Genomic DNA, 17,447 nt, shown 5'->3' with positions numbered 1-17,447 from the left:
CCCCCCCCCCCCCCCCCCCCCCCCCCCCCCCCCCCCCCCCCCCCCCCCCCCCCCCCCCCCCCCCCCCCCCCCCCCCCCCCCCCCCCCCCCCCCCAACGGCGCCGCGCCGGACCGTGCACCGGAGGGCGGCATCACATCTGCGGCGCCGCTGCCGGGGCTCCGCCCCGGACCCCGCGCCTCAAACGCCGGCGGGGCTGAGAGTGCCGCCGGCGAGGCTGAATTCGGCGGGGCCGTGACTCGGGGGTCTACGGGGGTCATACGGCGGCCTCCGAGGACGACTCCGGGGCGGGGGCCCAGGTCGGGCTGGTCCAGTGGCCCGGCACGCGCGCCTCCGCGGGCCGCGCGAAGGGGATCTCGCCGTCCGGCCGCGCGGAGCCCTTGGCCAGCAGCCGCAGGTAGATCTCCTGGAAGGCGGCCACGTTCTGCTCGACGGTGAAGAGTTCCAGGGCCCGCGCCCGGGCGGCGGCGCCGAGCCGCTGCGCCCGCTCGGGATCCTGCAGCAGGGACAGGCATGCCTCGGCGAGCGCCCGGGGATTGCGCGGCGGGACGACGAGCCCGGTGCCCCCGATGACCTCGCAGACCGCACCCACGTCGGTGGAGACGGTGGCGCGCCCACAGAGCATCGCCTCGGCGAGCGTGACCGGGAAACCCTCGATCACGGAGGACAGGACGACGACGCGCCCGGCGCCGTACGCCTCGGCCGTGGTGGGGGCGTCGGGTCCGCCGATCTCCTCGAAGGTGACCGGGTTCTCCCCGACCGTGACCGAGTCGGCGGCCTCGTCGGGAAAGAGCTGGGCGGCCAGGGAGCGGCAGTCGGCGAGGTAGCCGGGGGCCATGGCCGTGGCGAAGATCCGCAGCCGGGTGCCGGGCGCGGCCCGGCGGACCTCGGCGAAGGCGTGCAGCAGGGCGATGAGGTCCTTGGCGGGCTCTATGCGGCCGACCCACACCAGGGTGTCGGGGTCTCCGCCGTCCGGGGTCTCGCCGACGGTGGCGAATCGGTCCGCCTCCATCCCGGGATAGACGGTCCGCAGCCGTTCCCGGGTGGCCCCGCACCGCTCCTGCCAGCGCCGGGCGTGCGCGTTCCCGGGGGTCAGGAAGTCGGCCCGGGCGTAGATCTCGGTGGCCAGCCGCAGTTGGAAGGCCGCGAGCAGGGCCCGTACGGCGGGACGGGTCTCCGGTTCGCCGCGGGTGTCGAGCTGGGACAGGTAGTGGGCCCTGAGCTGGACCCCGTACTCGGTGACCAGCAGCGGGACCCCGAAGAAGCGTTTGGCCAGGAGTCCGGGGAGCGCGGCCACGCCGCCCGCGGCCGCGTGGCAGATGTCGGCCTCGCCGAGACTGCCCCCGGCCTGGGCGTTCTCCCCGTACCAGTCGAGGGACAACGGCCGCAGCATGACCTCAAGTTCGTCCACGAACTCCAGCAGGTCGGCTACCTGCGCGGCCTGTACGGCACGGGCGGCGCCCGGCGCCCGGCAGGCGGACTCCAGGGCCCGCACCGCGGACTCGGAACGCAGGGCCGCGTACATCCCGCCCTGTTCGCGGGCGAGTCCGGCGAGCCCGTACAGTCCGGCCGCGAAGGGTTCCGCCGCACCGGCGCAGATCCCGTGGACCAGCTGCTTGAAGCAGTCCACGAACCGCCGGCGCTCCCGCCGGGAGTAGGTCCGCCCGTCGTCGGCGGGGGCCCACAGGGGGGCCGTCCGGACCCGGGTGACGTGCTCGGGCAGTGGCACCCGGGCGCGTTCCTGCTCGGCGCTGCGGCTCAGTGCGTAGATCTCGAACTCGTGCTGCGGGAGCCCGCGCACGAGCCGGTCGCACCACAGCCTCGCCTCTCCCGTCGCATACGGATAACCACCTTCCGTGAGCAGTCCGATCCGCACGAGTGGCACCCCCGATCTCCCGTTCAGGCGGTCGCCGTTCGGTCAGGCGACCCGCCGCGGGAGAACTCAAGCGGATCTGCCGAAGGCGCGACGGACGGTTGTCCGTCGCGCCACCGGAAGGGGTGAAGAGTCGTAACTTTCCCGTACGGTTCGCGTTCGAGCACGCTAGAAGTACAGCCTCGGAACAGCCCGGACCGGACAGCTCCCCGGCCCGATGCCCGGCCCGATCTCCGGACCGGTCCCCGGACCTCTGCAGGCCGGCACCCGGCTACGCGAAGACCTCCTGCCGCGTCCTGCGGCGACCGGCCGCCAGCGCGGGATCCAGGGCCGGTACGGCGGCCAGCAGCTGCCGGGTGTAGGGGTGGGCCGGGCGGTCGTAGACCTCGTCCACCGGACCCTCCTCGACGATCTCCCCGGCCCGCATGACGGCCACCCGGTCGCTGACCTGCCGGACCACCGCCAGGTCGTGCGCGATGAAGACCAGCGCGATGCCCAGCTCCCGCTGGAGTTCCGCCAGCAGGGCGGTGACCTGGGCCTGGGTGGTCACGTCGAGGGCGGAGACCGGCTCGTCGCAGACGATCAGCCGGGGCCGGGGAGCGAGCGCCCGCGCGATGCCCACCCGCTGGCGCTGGCCGCCGCTGAACTCGTGCGGGTAGCGGTGGTAGTGCTCGGCCTCCAGCCCGACGCGCAGCAGCAGCTCCTCCACCCGGGCCCGGACGGCCGCCCCGTCCCGCTCCCCGGCCGCACGCAGCGGATCGGCGATGGACTCGCCGACGGATCGGCGCGGGTTGAGGGAGGACACCGGGTCCTGGAAGACCATCTGCACACCGCTCGCGATGCCGGTGACTTCGGCACCGTCCCGGCGCACCTGCCCGGATCCGGGCTCCAGCAGTCCCACGAGCATCCGCCCGAGCGTGCTCTTGCCGGAGCCGCTCTCGCCGACGATCCCCAGGGTCTCCCCGGCGTGCACGGCGAGGGACACCCCGGCGACGGCGGCGACCTTGCGCCGTCCCCGCCCGAACTCCCGCCGCAGGGAAACGGCCTCGACGACGGGCACGTCCGCCGATTCGCGCGCCGCCGGCGTTCGAGGCGCGGGGTGCGGGGCGGAGCCCCGGGAGCGGCGCCGCGCCTGGTCGCCCGCGGCCCCCCGCACGGGGCGCGGCGCGTCCAGCCTCGGTACCGCCGCCAGCAGGGCCTTGGTGTACGGCTCCGCCGGTGCGGCCAGCACGGAAGCCACCGGACCCCGCTCGACGGCGGAGCCGCCCCGCATGACCAGCACCTCGTCCACGCTCTCCGCCGCCACCCCCACGTCGTGGGTGACCAGCAGCAGGCCGAGCCCGCGCTCCTCGCGCAGCCCGTGCAGCAGGTCGAGGATCTGGGCCTGCACGGTGACGTCCAGCGCGGTGGTCGGCTCGTCGGCGATCAGCAGCTGCGGCTCGCACGCCAACGCCATGGCGATGAGGGCCCGTTGCCGCATGCCGCCGCTGAACTCGTGGGGACGCGCGCGGGAGCGGCGTACCGCGTCCGGGATGCCGACCCGGTCGAGCACCTCGACGGCGCGGGCCCGGGCGGCCCGCCGGGAGACGTCCGCGTGGATCCGGTGGACCTCGGCGATCTGGTCGCCGATGGCGTAGTACGGGTCCAGGGAGCTCAGCGGGTCCTGGAAGACCATGGCGGCGGTACCGCCGCGCAGCCGGCGCAGTCCGGCCGCCGATGCCGTGGCCACGTCCGTGCCGCCGACCCGGACGGTGCCGCCCAGCCGGGCGCCCGTACCGCGGTGCAGTCCCAGCAGGGCCGCGGCCACGGTGGACTTGCCGCTGCCGGACTCACCCACGACGCCGAGGGCGTGGCCGGCCTCCAGGGTGAAGGAGATCCCGTCCACGGCCCGTACGTACTCCCCCGCCCCGCCGACCGGGAAGTCGACGACGAGGTCGGTGACCTCCACCAGTGAGTGCGTCATGCGAGGGTCACCCTTCGGTCCGCGGCGGCGTACAGCAGGTCGGCGATCGCGCCCGCGAGGACCACGGCCGTGCCGATCGCGAGGACGACGCCGACGACGACGGGCAGGTCCATGACCCGTACGCCGTCGATGAGGGTCTTGCCGAGGCCGGGGATGCCGAACAGCGACTCCGTCAGCACCGCGCCGCCGATCATCGTGCCGAAGTCCACGGCGCTGAGCGCGATCACGGGGGCCACGGCGCCGCGCACCGCGTGCCGCGTGACCACGGCCCGCTCCCCCACCCCGTAGGCGCGGAAGGTCCGGATGTGGTCCTCGGCGAGTGTCTCCAGGGTCGAACTGCGCGTGAGGCGGGCGTATTTGGCGCTCTCGAAGAAGCCGAGGGTCACCCATGGCAGGAGCAGGTTCCAGGCCCACTGCTCGGGGTCCTCGGTCAGCGGCACGTAGGTCGGGAACGGCAGCCACTGGAGGTAGGCGCAGACGGTCATGAGCAGCAACAGCCCCAGGATGAAGACGGGGGTGCCGGTCCCGGCGAGGGTCAGGACGGTCAGGGCCCGCTCGGTGATCCCGCCGCGGCGCAGCGCGGACAGCAGTCCGGTGCCGACGCCGACCACCAGCCAGATCACCAGCGCGCCCAGCGCCAGCGACAGGGTGGCGGGCAGCCGGTCCAGGATCAGCCCGGTGACCTGCTGGTCGTTCTGGTACGAGAATCCCAGGCAGGGTGCGTCGCAGTGCAGGACCAGCCCGGCGCCGCCGGAGTAGTTCCGGCCGGCCAGCAGCCCCTGGAGGAAGTGCAGGTACTGGGTGAGGGCGGATTCGTTCAGCCCGAGCTGTTCGCGGACCTGGGCGATCTGCGCCGGGTTGCAGCGTTCTCCGCAGGCGAGGCGGGCCGGGTCGCCGGGGGCGAGGTAGAAGAGGGCGTAGACGACGACGGACAGGGTGAGCAGCACGAGCAGTGCGCCGCCGGTCCGTTTGAGCACGAAGAGGGTCACGCCGTGCGCTCCTTTCTGGTGCCGACCCGCAGGCGGGAGCCTTCGCGCGGGTCGAGGGCCGTGCGGACGGCGTCGCCCAGCACGGTGGAGGCGAGCACGGTGACGAAGAGCAGCCCGGCGGGGAGCAGGACGTAGGCGGGGTCGGCGCGGAACCAGGTCTGCGCGCTGGAGAGCATCTGTCCCCAGGAGGGCGTGGGCGGCTTCACGCCGACGCCGAGGAAGGACAGCGAGGCCTCGGCCACGATGGCGGTGGGCACCTTGATCGCGGCGAAGGTGATGACGGGCGCGGCCAGCGAGGGCAGCAGTTCGCGGCGGGCGATGCCGAGCGTGCCCCTGCCCGAGAGGCGGGCGGCGTCGACGAAGTCGAGTCCGCGCAGGGCGAGGGCCTGGGCGCGCACCATCCGGGCGGTGCCGCCCCAGTCGAGCAGTCCGATGATGAGGATCAGCAGCAGCGGCCGGGGGAAGTCGGGCGGGACGACGGCGGTGAGGGCGATGCCGATCACCAGCATCGGCAGCGCGATCATCACGTCGGTGAACCGGCCGATGAGCTGGCCCGCGAACCGGCCGCCGAGTGCGGCGGCGAGTCCGATGCCGACCCCGACGAGCGTTTGCACGACGACGGCGCCGAGGGCGACGAGCAGTGAGATCCGCGCCCCGTACAGCAGCCGGGTGAGCAGGTCGCGGCCGGTGCCCGGTTCGACGCCGAGCCAGTGGTCGGCGGAGATCCCGCCGAAGGAGCCGAGCGGTACTCCGCCGCGCGCGGAGTCCACGAGGTCGTCGTGGTACGCGTTCGGGTCCTGGCCGGTGAGCTGGGCGACCAGCGGTGCGGCGAGGGCGAGGAGGACGAGCAGGGCGATGACTCCGGCGGCCGCGAGGGCTGCGGGCCGGCGGCGCAGGCGCCGCCAGACCTGGCGCGCGGTGCCCGCGCCCGGGGCGAGGGCCCCGGGCGCGGGCAGCGGCTGCTGCGGCGCCGGCTGCTTGAGGGCGACGCTCACTTGACGGAGACCTGCGAGATGTCGAGGACGCCGGTCCAGTCGCTGATCACGACGTTCTTGATGTCCTTGCCGACGAGCCGCTTGTAGACCGGGTGGAAGAGCGGCACGTCCAGGGCCTGCTCACCGATCTTCTTGTCGAGTGCGCCCCAGCGCTTGCCGGCCGCCGCGAGGTCGGTCAGCTTGGCGATCTCGTCGATCTCGGCGTTCACGGCCGGGTCGTTCAGCTGGGCGTGGTTGTAGTTGGAGCCGTTGGTCACGATCTGCCGGCCGTCGAAGATCGGCGCGAGGAAGGGGGCGCCGGACGGCCAGTCGGCGCCCCAGCGGGAGAGGAAGAAGCCGGGGGTGTTCTTGGCGTCCCAGCGCTTCTCGTTGAATGCGTTGTTCTCCAGGCCTTCCAGCTTGACGGTGATCCCGGCGGCGGCGAGGGCCTGCTGCACGGCGGTGGCGACCTCGGGGCTGGTCTGGCGGTTCTGCGCGGTGGAGTGGGTCAGGGTGACGGTGATGCCGTCGGGGAAGCCCGCCTCCGCCAGCAGCTGCTTGGCCTTGGCCGGGTCGCCGGTCTTCCCCGCCGGGAAGTGGTCGTACGGGGTGAAGCCGAAGGCCTCGCGCTCGGGCAGGAAGGTGGTGGCCGGTTCGGCCAGCGCGGATCCGCCGGCGGCGTTGATCACGCTGGTGCGGTTGATCGCGTGGGAGACGGCCTGGCGCACCTTCGGGTTGTCGAAGGGGGCCACCTTCGGGTTGAAGGCCAGGTAGTTGATGTAGCCGAAGTGGCCGGTGCCGACGCGTGCGGCCAGTTCCTTGTTGTCACCGATCTGGGCGAGCTCCGCCGGGCCGAGGTTGGTGTCGGTGGTGACGGCGGCGGCGTCGGGGCCGGAGCTGGTGGTCAGGCGCTGGTTGATGACGGCGGCGTCGAGACCGGACCGGACGTCGATCTTGTCCGGGTAGGCCTTGCGCTCCTCGTCGGTCTTCTCGTCCCAGTGCTCGTTGCGCTCCAGGGTGAGGTGCTCGCCGTCGTTGTCGTTCTTGACGACCTTGTACGGGCCGGAGGAGACGGGGTGCTCCTCGTACTTGACCCCGGTGTCCTTGGCCTTGGGGACGGGCGCGAACTGCGTCTGCGTGGCGACGAAGGGGAACTCGCCCTCGGGCTTGCGGAGTTTGAAGACGATCGTCTTCGGGTCGGGCACGACGATCGAGTCGAGGCCCTTGCCGCCGTCCTTGTACGGGCCCTGGTACGTCTCCCCGCCGACCAGCCAGTCCCGCAGGTACGGGGCGCCGCCCGACAGCTCGGCGGCGAAGGACCGCTCGATGCCGTACTTGATGTCGGCGGTGGTGATCGGGGTGCCGTCCTCGTACTTCAGCCCGTCCTTGAGCGTGTACGTCCACTCGGTGGCGTCGGCGTTGGGCTTTCCGGTGTCGGTGGCCAGGTCGGGCACGACCTTGGCGCCGGCCGCGCCGTCCTCGCGGTTGCGGGTGGTCAGCGTGCGGAAGACCAGCGAGGGAACGTTTCCGCCGCCCGAGGTGTAGAGCCGGGCCGGGTCGAAGTCGCTCTGCGGCTCGGAGTTGAGGACGGTCAGGGTGCCGCCCTTCTGCGGCGCGCCCGCGGCGCCCGGCTTGTCGCCCGAACCGGCCTTGTCCGCACCGTCCTTGGGGCCGCAGGCCACGGCGCCCCCGGCCAGGACGAGGCTGACGGTGACGGCGGCCACACGGCGCGCTATGAGATGACGGTCGGGTCCGGCGGAAGACATGGGTGGGAAGACCTCTCGGCGTGAAGGAAGGGCGGAAGGGCCACGCGAGGGGCAGCGGTCGACAGCGGTACCGATGGGGTACCGGAACATGAGGAAGCCGCGCCTGCGGGCGTACGTGCACCCGGGCGCGGCGAAGGAACTCGAAAAGGGTCGCGGCGCTTGCGGGTCGGCGTCAGCGACAGAAGATGTCGGCCACGCTGTGCGCGGTCACACCAAGCAGCGCCAGCTCTATGGCGGCGCTCGCGGTCATGGTGTGGTGGTGCGACATGCGGAGAACGATTGCCGATGATCGGACGGATTGTCAACGCGGATCCCCGCCCGGCTGCCGGGGGGGGATCCGGCCCGCCGGTCAACCTCCGGGGAACACCCAGGGGTTGGGCTTGCACTCGATGCCGTTGATGTTGAGGGACTTGGTCTGCTGCTGCATGATCGGCGCGAGCGCGCCGGGTGTGCGGCAGTTCACGTGGTCGCGACCGAGCCGGTGTCCGACCTCGTGGTTGATGAGCATCTGCCGGTAGATGAACATCTGGTCCGGTCCGTAGGTAGCGGAGCCCTGCGCCCAGCGGAACGCGTTGATCATCACCCGCTCGGTGCGCGCGGAGTCGCAGGAGACGTTGTCGACGGTGGTGTCCAGATCGGACTTGGCGCACCAGACCCCGGTGGTCCCGGGACTGGCCAGGGTGATCACGAAGTCCGCCTCGCCGCCCGGCACCCGCTCGAAGGTCTTCTCGCCGTTGTGGGCCCAGCTGCGGTCGTCGTTGAGGGTGCGGTGGACGGCCTCGGCGAAGAGCTGCGGGTCCAGGCCGAGGCCCTGCTCGACGTCGACCCGGTAGCGCACGAGCTTGCCCTTGCCGGGAGCCTTGGCCACACCGGGCACGGTGTCGAAGGTCCCCGGCCCGGCGAGCTTCGCGTCGATCGGCAGCTGCTGGGCCATCTTCTGCTCGTAGGTCAGCTCCGGCACGGGCGCGGCGGCGGACGGCGCCGCGGGCGCGGCCGCCGCCGGGGGCGTCGCGCGGCCGTCCGAGCGGGAGGCGGCCGCGTCGGTCCGGCTGCCGTCGGAGGCGGCGGCCGCGCCCGTCTTGGCGCCGTCCCCGTCGGAGGTCACCTGGCCGGCGACGACGACGGCGAGGACGGTGGTGACGGCCACGGCGGCCATGCCGGTGTACGTACGGGCCTTCAGGCCGCGGCCGGATCCGGGCGGCTCGGGGGCGGGATCCACCGGATCGACCGGATCCACGGGACCGGTGGGACCGACCGGGTCGGCCGGCTTGCGCGGCCCGGGCACCAGGCGGTGCGAACCGGTGGAGGTGACGGGGCCGGGGGCGGGACCGGCGTCGGGGCCGAGGTCGAATGCGGCCGGCGGCACCAGGGTGACCTGCGGGAAGCCCACCGCGGGCGTGCCGAAGGCCGGAGTGTCGGAGTCCCGGAGGGCGGCGGGTGCCGGCGCGGTGGCGGCGTCGTCGTACGGCCGCCGCACCCCGTGCCAGTCCCCGTACACGGAGTCGGGCCGGGCCCCCCAGGCGCCGCCGGACTCGTACTGCTGGGGGTGGCCCCCGGTCCGCGCGTCGGCGAAGGACCGGTCCTGGGACACGTACCCCTGGTGGGTGACGGTCGGTTCGGGCCAGGACTCGGCGGGCGGTTGCTCGTACGGCAGGGGCTCCGGCTGCGGCCGGACGGGTGCCGGAGCGGCGGCCGGAGCCGGAGCTGGGGCAGGGCCCTTGCGACTATGTCGTCCCACGGTCCTCAGCCTCTGCCGTCTTCGGTATATCGGTCACCCTCGCCCGTTCCGGTGTCGCTCAGCAGCTCCTGGAACGCGGCGGCCACCGCCTCGGGGTACTCCATCATCGCCACGTGTCCTGCCTCGGGCATGCACAGCAGCCGCGAACCGCGGAAGGCCGCGGCCGCCTTGTGCGCCATACGGTACGAGACCAGTTGGTCCCGGCCACCGTAGACCAGCAGCGAGGGCGCGAGAACCCGCTGCGCCTGCCGCCACAGTCCGTGCTGGCCGCCGAGGGTGTAGGCGTCGACGATGCCGCGCGAGGAGCGGGTCATCGCCTCCCAGAAGTACGGCAGGGCCATCCGCCGCTCCATCTCCTCCACGGCGTTGCGAAATCCCTCGGGTGTCACCCGGGAGGGGTCTCCGTAACAGAGCTCCGTCACCCCGCGGGTGCGCTGCTCGGCGCTGAGCCCCTGCGTCAGCCGGTTGAAGAGCGCGGCCATCCCGGGCACGGCGAGCAGCGCGGTCGGCACGGCCGACTTCTGCACCCGCAGCTCGGGCAGGGCGGGCGAGACCAGGGTCAGGGTGCGCACCAGGTCGGGCCGGACGGCCGCGACGCGGGTGGAGACGGCTCCGCCGAGGGAGTTCCCGACCAGGTGGACCGGGCCGCGCCCGGCGGCGTCGAGGTGCCGGATGACGGCGCGGGCGAAGGCGGTGACGGAGTAGTCCCGGTCGGCGGGTGGTGGGGACCAGCCGAAGCCCGGCAGGTCGATGGCCTCGCCGTCGACGGAGTCGGCCAGCCGCGCCATCAGCTCCGACCAGTTCTGCGAGGAACCGCCGAGTCCGTGCACGAACAGGGCGGGTGGCAGCCCGGTGCGCAGGGGCGGGCGGACCCGGACGGCCAGTTCCAGGCCGGGCAGCACGGCGGTGCGCAGCTGCTCCCCTTCGGCCACCCGAACGGCTCCCGTCTGGGAGGACAGCTCGGCGGTGGACCGTACGCCCGGCAGCTCGGTCGAAGACATGCGGGCAATGTTACGAGACGATCACGTTCCACTTCTTGTGTTCGCCGTCACAGACACAGGCCGGATCCGTATAGCGGTGCCTCCGCGATCCTCCTAGGCTCGTAAGTGAGCACAAGGAAGCGAGGGGAGCGGCATGACTGTCGACCCTGCGGAGCCGGACACCTTCCGGGAGCAGTTTCCGGAATCCCTCGATCCTGAGGCGCCCGAGGCGGATGTGGCGGAGCAGCTGGCCGATCTCCGGCCGGACGAGGACGACCCGATCACCGAGCGCGCTGCGGACGGGGTCACGGACGGCGATGCCGTCGAGCAGGCGCGGGTGGTGCCGCTGGACGAGGACGACTACCGCTGACCCGCAGCCGACCGAGCACCGACCAAACCGCTGATCAAACCGCTGACCAGCGCCTCCGGGCCGTCCGTACCGCGAGAAAACTCGGCTTGAACCCTCCAGATTCGGTTACCGAAAAGTACGATGGCGGCGCGGCGCAGAGCGCACTGTGTTCTTAGAGAAAGTGGGAGGCGGCGTGACAGCCATCGAGCAGACCGAGGCAGCGCGTCCGCGGGGCACGCGACTGCCGCGCCGAGCCCGGCGCAACCAGCTGCTGGGCGCGGCCCAGGAGGTTTTCGTCGCGCAGGGGTATCACGCGGCGGCCATGGACGACATCGCCGAGCGGGCCGGCGTGAGCAAGCCGGTGCTGTACCAGCACTTCCCCGGCAAGCTCGACCTCTACCTGGCGCTGCTGGACCAGCACTGCGAGGCGCTGCTGCTGGCCGTGCGCACCGCCCTCGCGTCCACGACGGACAACAAGCTGCGCGTCGAGGCCACGATGGACGCCTACTTCGCGTACGTGGAGGAGGAGGGCGGCGCCTTCCGGCTGGTCTTCGAGTCCGACCTGACGAACGAGCCGGCGGTGCGCGAGCGCGTCGACCGCGTCTCGCTGCAGTGCGCCGAGGCCATCTCCGACGTCATCGCCGAGGACACCGGCCTGTCCAAGGACGAGTCGATGCTGCTGGCCGTGGGCCTGGGCGGGGTCTCGCAGGTCGTGGCCCGCTACTGGCTCTCCAGCGAGAGCCCGGTCGCCCGCGAGACGGCGGTCGGCCTGCTCACCTCGCTCGCCTGGCGCGGTATCGCCGGCTTCCCGCTGCACGGCACGGAGTCCTGAGGGACCGGCTTCCGCGGGCTCCCGTCGGCCGCTGTTCGCTGCGAGCGTGTCCGCTCTGCGCGGTCCGTGTCCCCTCACCGGGCTAATGTGGACCGCGTACGGCGCGGCTGATCGCGCGAACCGGATCGTCGGAGGGACAAAGCCGTGGAGGTCAAGATCGGCGTGCAGCACGCACCCCGGGAGATCGTGCTGGAGAGCGACCTGAGCGCCGAGGAGCTGGAGAGCATCGTCACCGCCGCTCTGTCCGGCACCGCGCCGCTGCTGAGCCTCACCGACAACAAGGGCCGCAAGGTCCTGGTGCCGTCCGACCGCCTGTCGTATGTCGACCTGGGCGAGCCGAGCGTGCGCAAGGTCGGTTTCGGCGCGCTCTGAGAACTGTTGGAAACGGCCCGGTGGTTGATCCCACCGGGCCGTTTCTGTTTCTTCCGCTTCGGGTAGGACCGCAGTGACCCGGTTTGCCCTGACGTATGGGAGAGACCTCATGCTGCTGATGGAAGTGCTCGGCTCCGCACTCCTGGGCCTCGCCCTGTCCGCGACAGCCGCCCGGGTGCTCACGCGCCGGTTGCCTTCCCGCACAGTGGTACTGGTCAGCGGGGTGCTGGGAGCGCTGTTCGGGGCGTATCTCACCCACTTCGCGCTGGGGCCCGGGCACAACACCCTGACCGCGACGCTCATCGGATCGGTGCTGGTGTCGGCCGTGGTCCTGTCCCTGCTGCTCCGTCCGGCCGCAGGGCCCCGCAGGCCGTCCCACAGGACTCCGTTTTCACTCCCGTCGCGGGGCTGACCCCGACCCCTGACCGCTGAACCACGTACGTCGGCCCCGGCGCGCGGTGTGCGCGCCGGGGCCGACGTGTGGAGCGGGTACGGAGCCTCGCGGCCGCCGTGCGGTCAGGCGGCGAGGCCGAGGGCCGCCATCCGCTTGGTGTGCGCCTTGGTGATGCGGGTGAACATCTCGCCGACGGCCGCCAGGTCGAAGCCGGCCGCCATTCCGTCGACGCCGCCGACGAGCATGGTCGAGAGAGCGTCGCGCTCGGCGACCACGCGCTGGGCCTGCGAGAGGGCCTCGCCCATCAGCCGGCGGGCCCACAGCGCGAGCCGGCCGCCGCAGCGCGGGTCCGCCTCGATCGCCGCGCGGACCTTCTCGACGGCGAAGTTGCCGTGGCCGGTGTCGTCGAGCACGCCGAGCACGAGGGCGCGGGTGTCGGTGTCCAGGTGGGAGGCGACCTCACGGTAGAAGTCACTGGCGATGGAGTCTCCGACGTAGGCCTTGACGAGGCCCTCCAGCCAGTCCGACGGCGCGGTCTGGCGGTGGAAGTCGTCGACGCCCTTCGCGAAGGGCTCCATGGCGGCGGTGGGCTCGACCTCGATCGCCGCGAGGCGGTCCCGCAGCCGCTCGAAGTGGTGGAACTCGGCGGAGGCCATCGCGGCGAGCTCGGCCTTGTCGTCCAGGGTGGGCGCGAGCTTCGCGTCCTCCGCCAGGCGCTCGAAGGCCGCGAGCTCTCCGTAGGCGAGCGCGCCGAGCAGGTCCACGACGGCGGCCCGGTACTGCGGCGAGGCAGAGGCGGCGGCCCAGTCCTGGGAGGCGATACCCACGGCTTCGGTGGGGGCGCTGTCGTCGGCGGGCGAGGCGTTTTCTACGGTCGACATGCTCCGCACAATAGCCCGCCGAATGGCCCTCCAAGTCACCACGGCGGTTCCTTGCCTGTCCAGCTAAACGCGCCTACCCGGTGAATTCACCCGACACACCTGCGCGATTCCGGGGTACAGTGGTAATGCGCCTGCCGAATACTCGGCGGGCCATCCGAATGAGGATGCCCGGTCGGTGGCCCGATCGGCTCCAACCGACCGCCCTCGGTGCGGTGCGTACGTTCATGCGTACCGCCTCCCACGAGGGGCCCCCTCAGCGGCAGATGCGCTTGAGCGAAGGCTAGTGGTCCCGCGCAGCTTCGTACGTAGCAGTACTGCAAGCACGGCACGGTACGACCCCCCTCGCCGCCTCGCGCCGCGTCTCACAGAAGAGGCAGCACCCTGACTACGTTCCGAGACCTCGGGGTCTTTCCCGAGACGGCCGAAGCCCTTGAGGCCGTCGGCATTGTGTCCCCCTTCCCGATCCAGGAGATGACCCTCCCCGTCGCCCTTTCCGGCACGGACGTCATCGGCCAGGCCAAGACCGGTACCGGCAAGACGCTCGGTTTCGGCCTTCCCCTGCTGGAGCGGGTCGTCGTCCCCGCGGACGTCGAGGCCGGCCGCGCTACCCCCGCGCAGCTGACCGACGCCCCGCAGGCCCTCGTGGTGGTTCCGACCCGCGAGCTGTGCACCCAGGTCACCAACGACCTCCTGACCGCGGGCAAGGTCCGCAACGTCCGCGTCCTCGCCATATACGGCGGCCGCGCGTACGAGCCCCAGGTCGAGGCGCTCAAGAAGGGCGTCGACATCATCGTCGGCACCCCGGGCCGCCTGCTCGACCTGGCCGGGCAGAAGAAGCTCGACCTCTCCCACGTCAAGGCCCTCGTCCTGGACGAGGCCGACGAAATGCTCGACCTGGGCTTCCTGCCCGACGTCGAGAAGATCATGGCGTACCTGCCCGCGAAGCGTCAGACGATGCTGTTCTCGGCGACCATGCCGGGTGCGGTCATCGGCCTGGCCCGCCGGTACATGACGCAGCCGACCCACATCCGCGCCGTCTCCGAGGACGGCGAGGGCGCGACCGTCGCCAACACCACGCAGCACGTCTTCCGTGCGCACAACATGGACAAGCCGGAGCTCGTCTCCCGCATCCTGCAGGCCGAGGGCCGTGGCCTGGCCATGATCTTCTGCCGTACCAAGCGCACGGCGGCCGACATCGCCGAGCAGCTGGAGAAGCGCGGCTTCGCCTCCGGCGCCGTCCACGGCGACCTGGGCCAGGGTGCGCGCGAGCAGGCGCTGCGCGCGTTCCGCAACGGCAAGGTCGACGTGCTGGTGTGCACCGACGTCGCCGCGCGCGGCATCGATGTCGAGGGTGTGACCCACGTCATCAACTACCAGACGCCGGAGGACGAGAAGACCTTCCTGCACCGTGTGGGCCGCACCGGCCGCGCGGGCAACAAGGGCATCGCCGTCACCCTGGTCGACTGGGACGACATCCCGCGCTGGCAGCTGATCAACAAGGCGCTGGAGCTGGACTTCCACGAGCCGGTCGAGACGTACTCCACGTCCCCGCACCTGTTCGAGGAGCTGAACATCCCGGCCGGCACCAAGGGCATCCTGCCGCGCGCCGAGCGCACGCGGGCCGGCCTGAAGGCCGAGAACCTGGAGGACCTGGGCGAGACCGGCGGCCGCGGTGGCCGTGGCGGCCGCTCCGGTCCGGCGGCCGCCGCCGTGGTGACCGAGGAGCGTCCGGCCCGTACCCGTACGCCGCGCCAGCGCCGCCGTACCCGGGGCGGGTCGGAGCTCGCCGAGGGCGTCGAGGCCACCGCCGCGGTGACCCCGGCCCAGGCGCCCGAGGCCCCCGCGGCCCCGGCCGCCGACGAGCCGCGCCGTCCGCGCCGCCGCCGCACCCGTGTGGCCGCCGTGCCGGTCCAGGCCCCCGTGGCCGCGCCGGTCGTCGAGGCCGCGCCGGTCGCCCCGGCTCCGGTCGTCGAGGCCGCCCCGGTGACCCCGGTGACCCCGGTCGCCGAGGAGGCTCCGGCCAGGCCGAAGCGCGTCCGTACCCGCAAGGTCGTCGCGGCCGAGCCGGAGCCGGACTTCCAGATGCCGCCGCTGGTCGAGCCCGTCCGGGCCCGGCGCACCCGCAAGGCTGCCCCGGCCGCCGCGGTGACCCCGGTCGCCGAGGTTCCCGCCGAGGAGGCCCCGGTCAAGCCGAAGCGGACCCGCACCCGCAAGGTCGCGGAGGCCGCTCCGGTCGCCGCCGAGGCCGTCGCGGTGGCGGAGGAGGCCCCGGTCAAGCCGAAGCGCACCCGCACCCGCAAGGTCGCGGAGGCCGCTCCGGTCGCCGAGACCGCCGCCGTGGCCGAGGAGGCCCCGGTCAAGCCGAAGCGCACCCGCACCCGCAAGGCTGTGGCCGCGCCGGAGGCGTAAGCCTTACGCAGCACCCCGCCGATGGCCCCGATCCCCTTCCGAGGGGGCCGGGGCCATCGGCCTGCCCGGGCCGTGCCGGGCACCGTACGGGCCGGTAACCTCGGGCCATGAGCAAGCCTCCGCGTCTCACGCCGCCCTCCGCCGCCCGCGCGTACCTCCTCACCACCGAGCGCGGCTCCTTCGCCGTGCACGAGGCCGGTGAGCCCGTACGCGGCACCGCCCTGCTGGTCCCCGGCTTCACGGGCAGCAAGGAGGACTTCATCGGCCTCCTGGAGCCGCTGGCGGCCGCCGGGTACCGGGTCGTCGCCGTGGACGGCCGCGGCCAGCACGAGACCCCGGGCCCGCGCGAGGAGGCTCCGTACGCCCTGGAGGAGCTGGCGCGGGACGTCCTCGCGCAGGTCCGCGCGCTGGGCGAGGACCGCGTGCACCTGGTCGGCCACTCGCTCGGCGGGCTGATCTCCCGCGCCGCCGTGCTGCGCGACCCCTCGCCCTTCGCCTCCCTCACCCTGATGAGCAGCGGGCCGGCCGCGATCTCCGAGGACCAGCAGGCCCGGACGAAGCTGCTGGTCGCCGCGCTGGAGGCGATGGGCGACGACATGCCCGGGATCTGGGCGGCGATGCGTGCCCACGATCCCGAGGACGCGGCCGCGGACTCCCCCGAGCTCGCGCACTTCCTGCGCGAGCGGTGGCTGGCCACCGTCCCCGAGCAGCTGATCGTCACCGGCCGGACGCTGATCTGCGAGCCGGACCGGGTGGCGGAGCTGAGCCGCGTCGACCTGCCGAAGCTGGTCCTGTCCGGGGCCGTGGACCAGGCCTGGCCGGTGCCGCTGCTGGACGAGACGGCCCGGCGCCTGGGTGCGCGGCGGGTGATCGTGCCGGGGACGGATCACTCCCCGAACGCCGAGGACCCGGCCACGACGGCGCGCGAGCTGGTCTCGTTCTGGGACTCCTGCACCGGCGTGTAGTTAGCCAGTGAAAAAATTTCCTTAGCGTAGGGAATGATTGCGGCCTACACTTCGTTGGACCAGTGCAAGGAGAAACACTGACGAAGGGAGAAGCCCCATGCGCTTCGAGATTCTGCGCCTGGACGACGTCGACGGATCCGCCGTGGACAGCACCGTCGTCGACGCGGCCTCCGTCAACCGGATCGTGCAGCAGGCCGCAGCCGTCGGCCAGCGCATCCTGATCCGACCGGCCGAGAGTGCGTCCTGCTGACGCATCGCACGAAAAACGTTCACGCCCCCGCACCGATCCCGGTGCGGGGGCGTTCGCATGAGCGGCCGCGGGCGGCGGCTGCGAGGCGGGGCCTCGGCCTCAGACTCCGTCGATCACCTGGAGCACGCCGTTGATGATCTGCTGGACGGCGATCGCCGAGAGCATCATGCCGGCGAGCCGGGTGACGAGGACGACGCCGCCGTCCTTGATCACCCGGATGATCACCAGCGAGTAGCGCATGGTGATCCACAGCACGACGTGCATGGCCACGATCGCGGCCCAGACCGACACCTCTGCCGCGGCGCCGTCGGCCTTCTGGACGGCCAGGATCACGGACACGATCGCGCCGGGCCCCGCCAGCAGTGGCATGCCCAGCGGGACCAGGGCCACGTTCACGTCCTTGGTCTGCTTCGGCTCGTCGTTCTTGCCGGTGAGCAGGTCCAGCGCGATGAGCAGGAGCAGCAGACCACCGGCGATCATCAGCGCCGGGACGGAGACGTGCAGGTAGTCCAGGATCTGCTGGCCGCAGATACCGAAGACCGCGATGACACCGAAGGCCACGCAGACCGCCTGCCAGGCCATGCGGCGCTGCACCTTGACGGGGCGGCCGGAGGTCAGGGCGAGGAAGATCGGCGTGATCCCCGGGGGGTCCATAATCACAAAAAGGGTGAGAAAAAGGGATCCGAAGACGGCGAAATCAAACACAGTGATGCC

General features: G+C 72.6%; 17 protein-coding genes. 7 read left to right on the top strand and 10 right to left on the bottom strand.

The genetic code is table 11. The features are described 5' to 3' along the window. Nucleotides 1–254: 254 nt before the first annotated feature. The 8 genes from pelF to ACZ4YL_RS26825 form a co-directional block, all read right to left on the bottom strand. Nucleotides 255–1,874 carry a GT4 family glycosyltransferase PelF gene (gene pelF, locus ACZ4YL_RS26860; RefSeq protein ID WP_468119978.1) on the bottom strand — a complete coding sequence of 540 codons (1,620 nt, stop codon included), beginning with the start codon at nucleotides 1,872–1,874 and terminating at the stop codon, nucleotides 255–257. 268 nt (nucleotides 1,875–2,142) lie between these two features. After that, nucleotides 2,143–3,834 (bottom strand): dipeptide ABC transporter ATP-binding protein, encoded by a 1,692-nt coding sequence (locus ACZ4YL_RS26855; protein WP_468119976.1) that lies wholly within the window; start codon nucleotides 3,832–3,834, stop codon nucleotides 2,143–2,145. Beyond that, the gene (locus tag ACZ4YL_RS26850; protein WP_468119974.1) at nucleotides 3,831–4,823 is read right to left on the bottom strand and encodes an ABC transporter permease; all 993 of its coding nucleotides are present in this window, start codon (nucleotides 4,821–4,823) and stop codon (nucleotides 3,831–3,833) included. The genes ACZ4YL_RS26855 and ACZ4YL_RS26850 overlap by 4 nt, the downstream gene beginning before the upstream one ends. Then, a complete protein-coding gene (locus ACZ4YL_RS26845; RefSeq protein ID WP_468119972.1) occupies nucleotides 4,820–5,818 on the bottom strand; it encodes an ABC transporter permease in 999 nt (332 codons plus the stop codon). Before ACZ4YL_RS26845 ends, ACZ4YL_RS26850 begins: the two co-directional genes overlap by 4 nt. Beyond that, nucleotides 5,815–7,563 (bottom strand): ABC transporter substrate-binding protein, encoded by a 1,749-nt coding sequence (locus ACZ4YL_RS26840; protein WP_468119970.1) that lies wholly within the window; start codon nucleotides 7,561–7,563, stop codon nucleotides 5,815–5,817. Before ACZ4YL_RS26840 ends, ACZ4YL_RS26845 begins: the two co-directional genes overlap by 4 nt. A 172-nt stretch (nucleotides 7,564–7,735) precedes the next feature. Further along, nucleotides 7,736–7,831, bottom strand: coding sequence for an Ms4533A family Cys-rich leader peptide (locus tag ACZ4YL_RS26835; RefSeq protein WP_314243733.1), 96 nt, complete (start codon nucleotides 7,829–7,831; stop codon nucleotides 7,736–7,738). 81 nt (nucleotides 7,832–7,912) lie between these two features. Then, nucleotides 7,913–9,301: a DUF3152 domain-containing protein gene (locus ACZ4YL_RS26830; RefSeq protein WP_468119968.1), complete on the bottom strand. Its 1,389-nt coding sequence runs from the start codon at nucleotides 9,299–9,301 to the stop codon at nucleotides 7,913–7,915. Between the two features lie 5 nt (nucleotides 9,302–9,306). Further along, nucleotides 9,307–10,302 carry an alpha/beta fold hydrolase gene (locus tag ACZ4YL_RS26825; RefSeq protein WP_468119966.1) on the bottom strand — a complete coding sequence of 332 codons (996 nt, stop codon included), beginning with the start codon at nucleotides 10,300–10,302 and terminating at the stop codon, nucleotides 9,307–9,309. A gap of 133 nt (nucleotides 10,303–10,435) precedes the next feature. On the opposite strand from ACZ4YL_RS26825, the gene ACZ4YL_RS26820 reads away from it, so the two are divergent. From ACZ4YL_RS26820 to ACZ4YL_RS26805, 4 genes are all read left to right on the top strand, one after another. Beyond that, nucleotides 10,436–10,651, top strand: coding sequence for a hypothetical protein (locus ACZ4YL_RS26820; protein ID WP_468119964.1), 216 nt, complete (start codon nucleotides 10,436–10,438; stop codon nucleotides 10,649–10,651). A 172-nt stretch (nucleotides 10,652–10,823) separates the two neighbouring features. Further along, nucleotides 10,824–11,462: a TetR/AcrR family transcriptional regulator gene (locus ACZ4YL_RS26815; protein ID WP_468119962.1), complete on the top strand. Its 639-nt coding sequence runs from the start codon at nucleotides 10,824–10,826 to the stop codon at nucleotides 11,460–11,462. Nucleotides 11,463–11,606: 144 nt separating this feature from the next. Beyond that, a complete protein-coding gene (locus ACZ4YL_RS26810) occupies nucleotides 11,607–11,834 on the top strand; it encodes a DUF3107 domain-containing protein (protein ID WP_030011334.1) in 228 nt (75 codons plus the stop codon). Nucleotides 11,835–11,943: 109 nt separating this feature from the next. Beyond that, entirely contained in the window at nucleotides 11,944–12,246 is a 303-nt protein-coding gene (locus ACZ4YL_RS26805; protein ID WP_468119959.1) for a hypothetical protein, read from the top strand. Nucleotides 12,247–12,350: 104 nt separating this feature from the next. Here ACZ4YL_RS26805 and ACZ4YL_RS26800 read toward each other — a convergent pair whose 3' ends face one another. Further along, a complete protein-coding gene (locus ACZ4YL_RS26800) occupies nucleotides 12,351–13,109 on the bottom strand; it encodes a ferritin-like fold-containing protein (protein ID WP_301366632.1) in 759 nt (252 codons plus the stop codon). A gap of 471 nt (nucleotides 13,110–13,580) precedes the next feature. On the opposite strand from ACZ4YL_RS26800, the gene ACZ4YL_RS26795 reads away from it, so the two are divergent. The 3 genes from ACZ4YL_RS26795 (at nucleotide 13,581) to ACZ4YL_RS26785 (ending at nucleotide 16,733) form a co-directional block, all read left to right on the top strand. Continuing rightward, nucleotides 13,581–15,518 (top strand): DEAD/DEAH box helicase, encoded by a 1,938-nt coding sequence (locus ACZ4YL_RS26795; RefSeq protein ID WP_468119957.1) that lies wholly within the window; start codon nucleotides 13,581–13,583, stop codon nucleotides 15,516–15,518. Between the two features lie 107 nt (nucleotides 15,519–15,625). Further along, entirely contained in the window at nucleotides 15,626–16,483 is an 858-nt protein-coding gene (locus tag ACZ4YL_RS26790; RefSeq protein ID WP_468119955.1) for an alpha/beta fold hydrolase, read from the top strand. Nucleotides 16,484–16,580: 97 nt separating this feature from the next. Further along, entirely contained in the window at nucleotides 16,581–16,733 is a 153-nt protein-coding gene (locus ACZ4YL_RS26785) for a hypothetical protein (protein WP_167745535.1), read from the top strand. A 99-nt stretch (nucleotides 16,734–16,832) separates the two neighbouring features. Here ACZ4YL_RS26785 and ACZ4YL_RS26780 read toward each other — a convergent pair whose 3' ends face one another. Then, on the bottom strand, nucleotides 16,833–17,438 hold the full coding sequence (locus ACZ4YL_RS26780) for a MarC family protein (protein WP_468119953.1): 606 nt from the start codon (nucleotides 17,436–17,438) through the stop codon (nucleotides 16,833–16,835). Nucleotides 17,439–17,447 lie beyond the last annotated feature (9 nt).

Source organism: Streptomyces sp. NPDC030021, assembly GCF_055574035.1.
The sequence above is the reverse complement of the archived record's forward strand: the minus strand, read 5'-3'. Positions and strand labels throughout refer to the sequence as shown.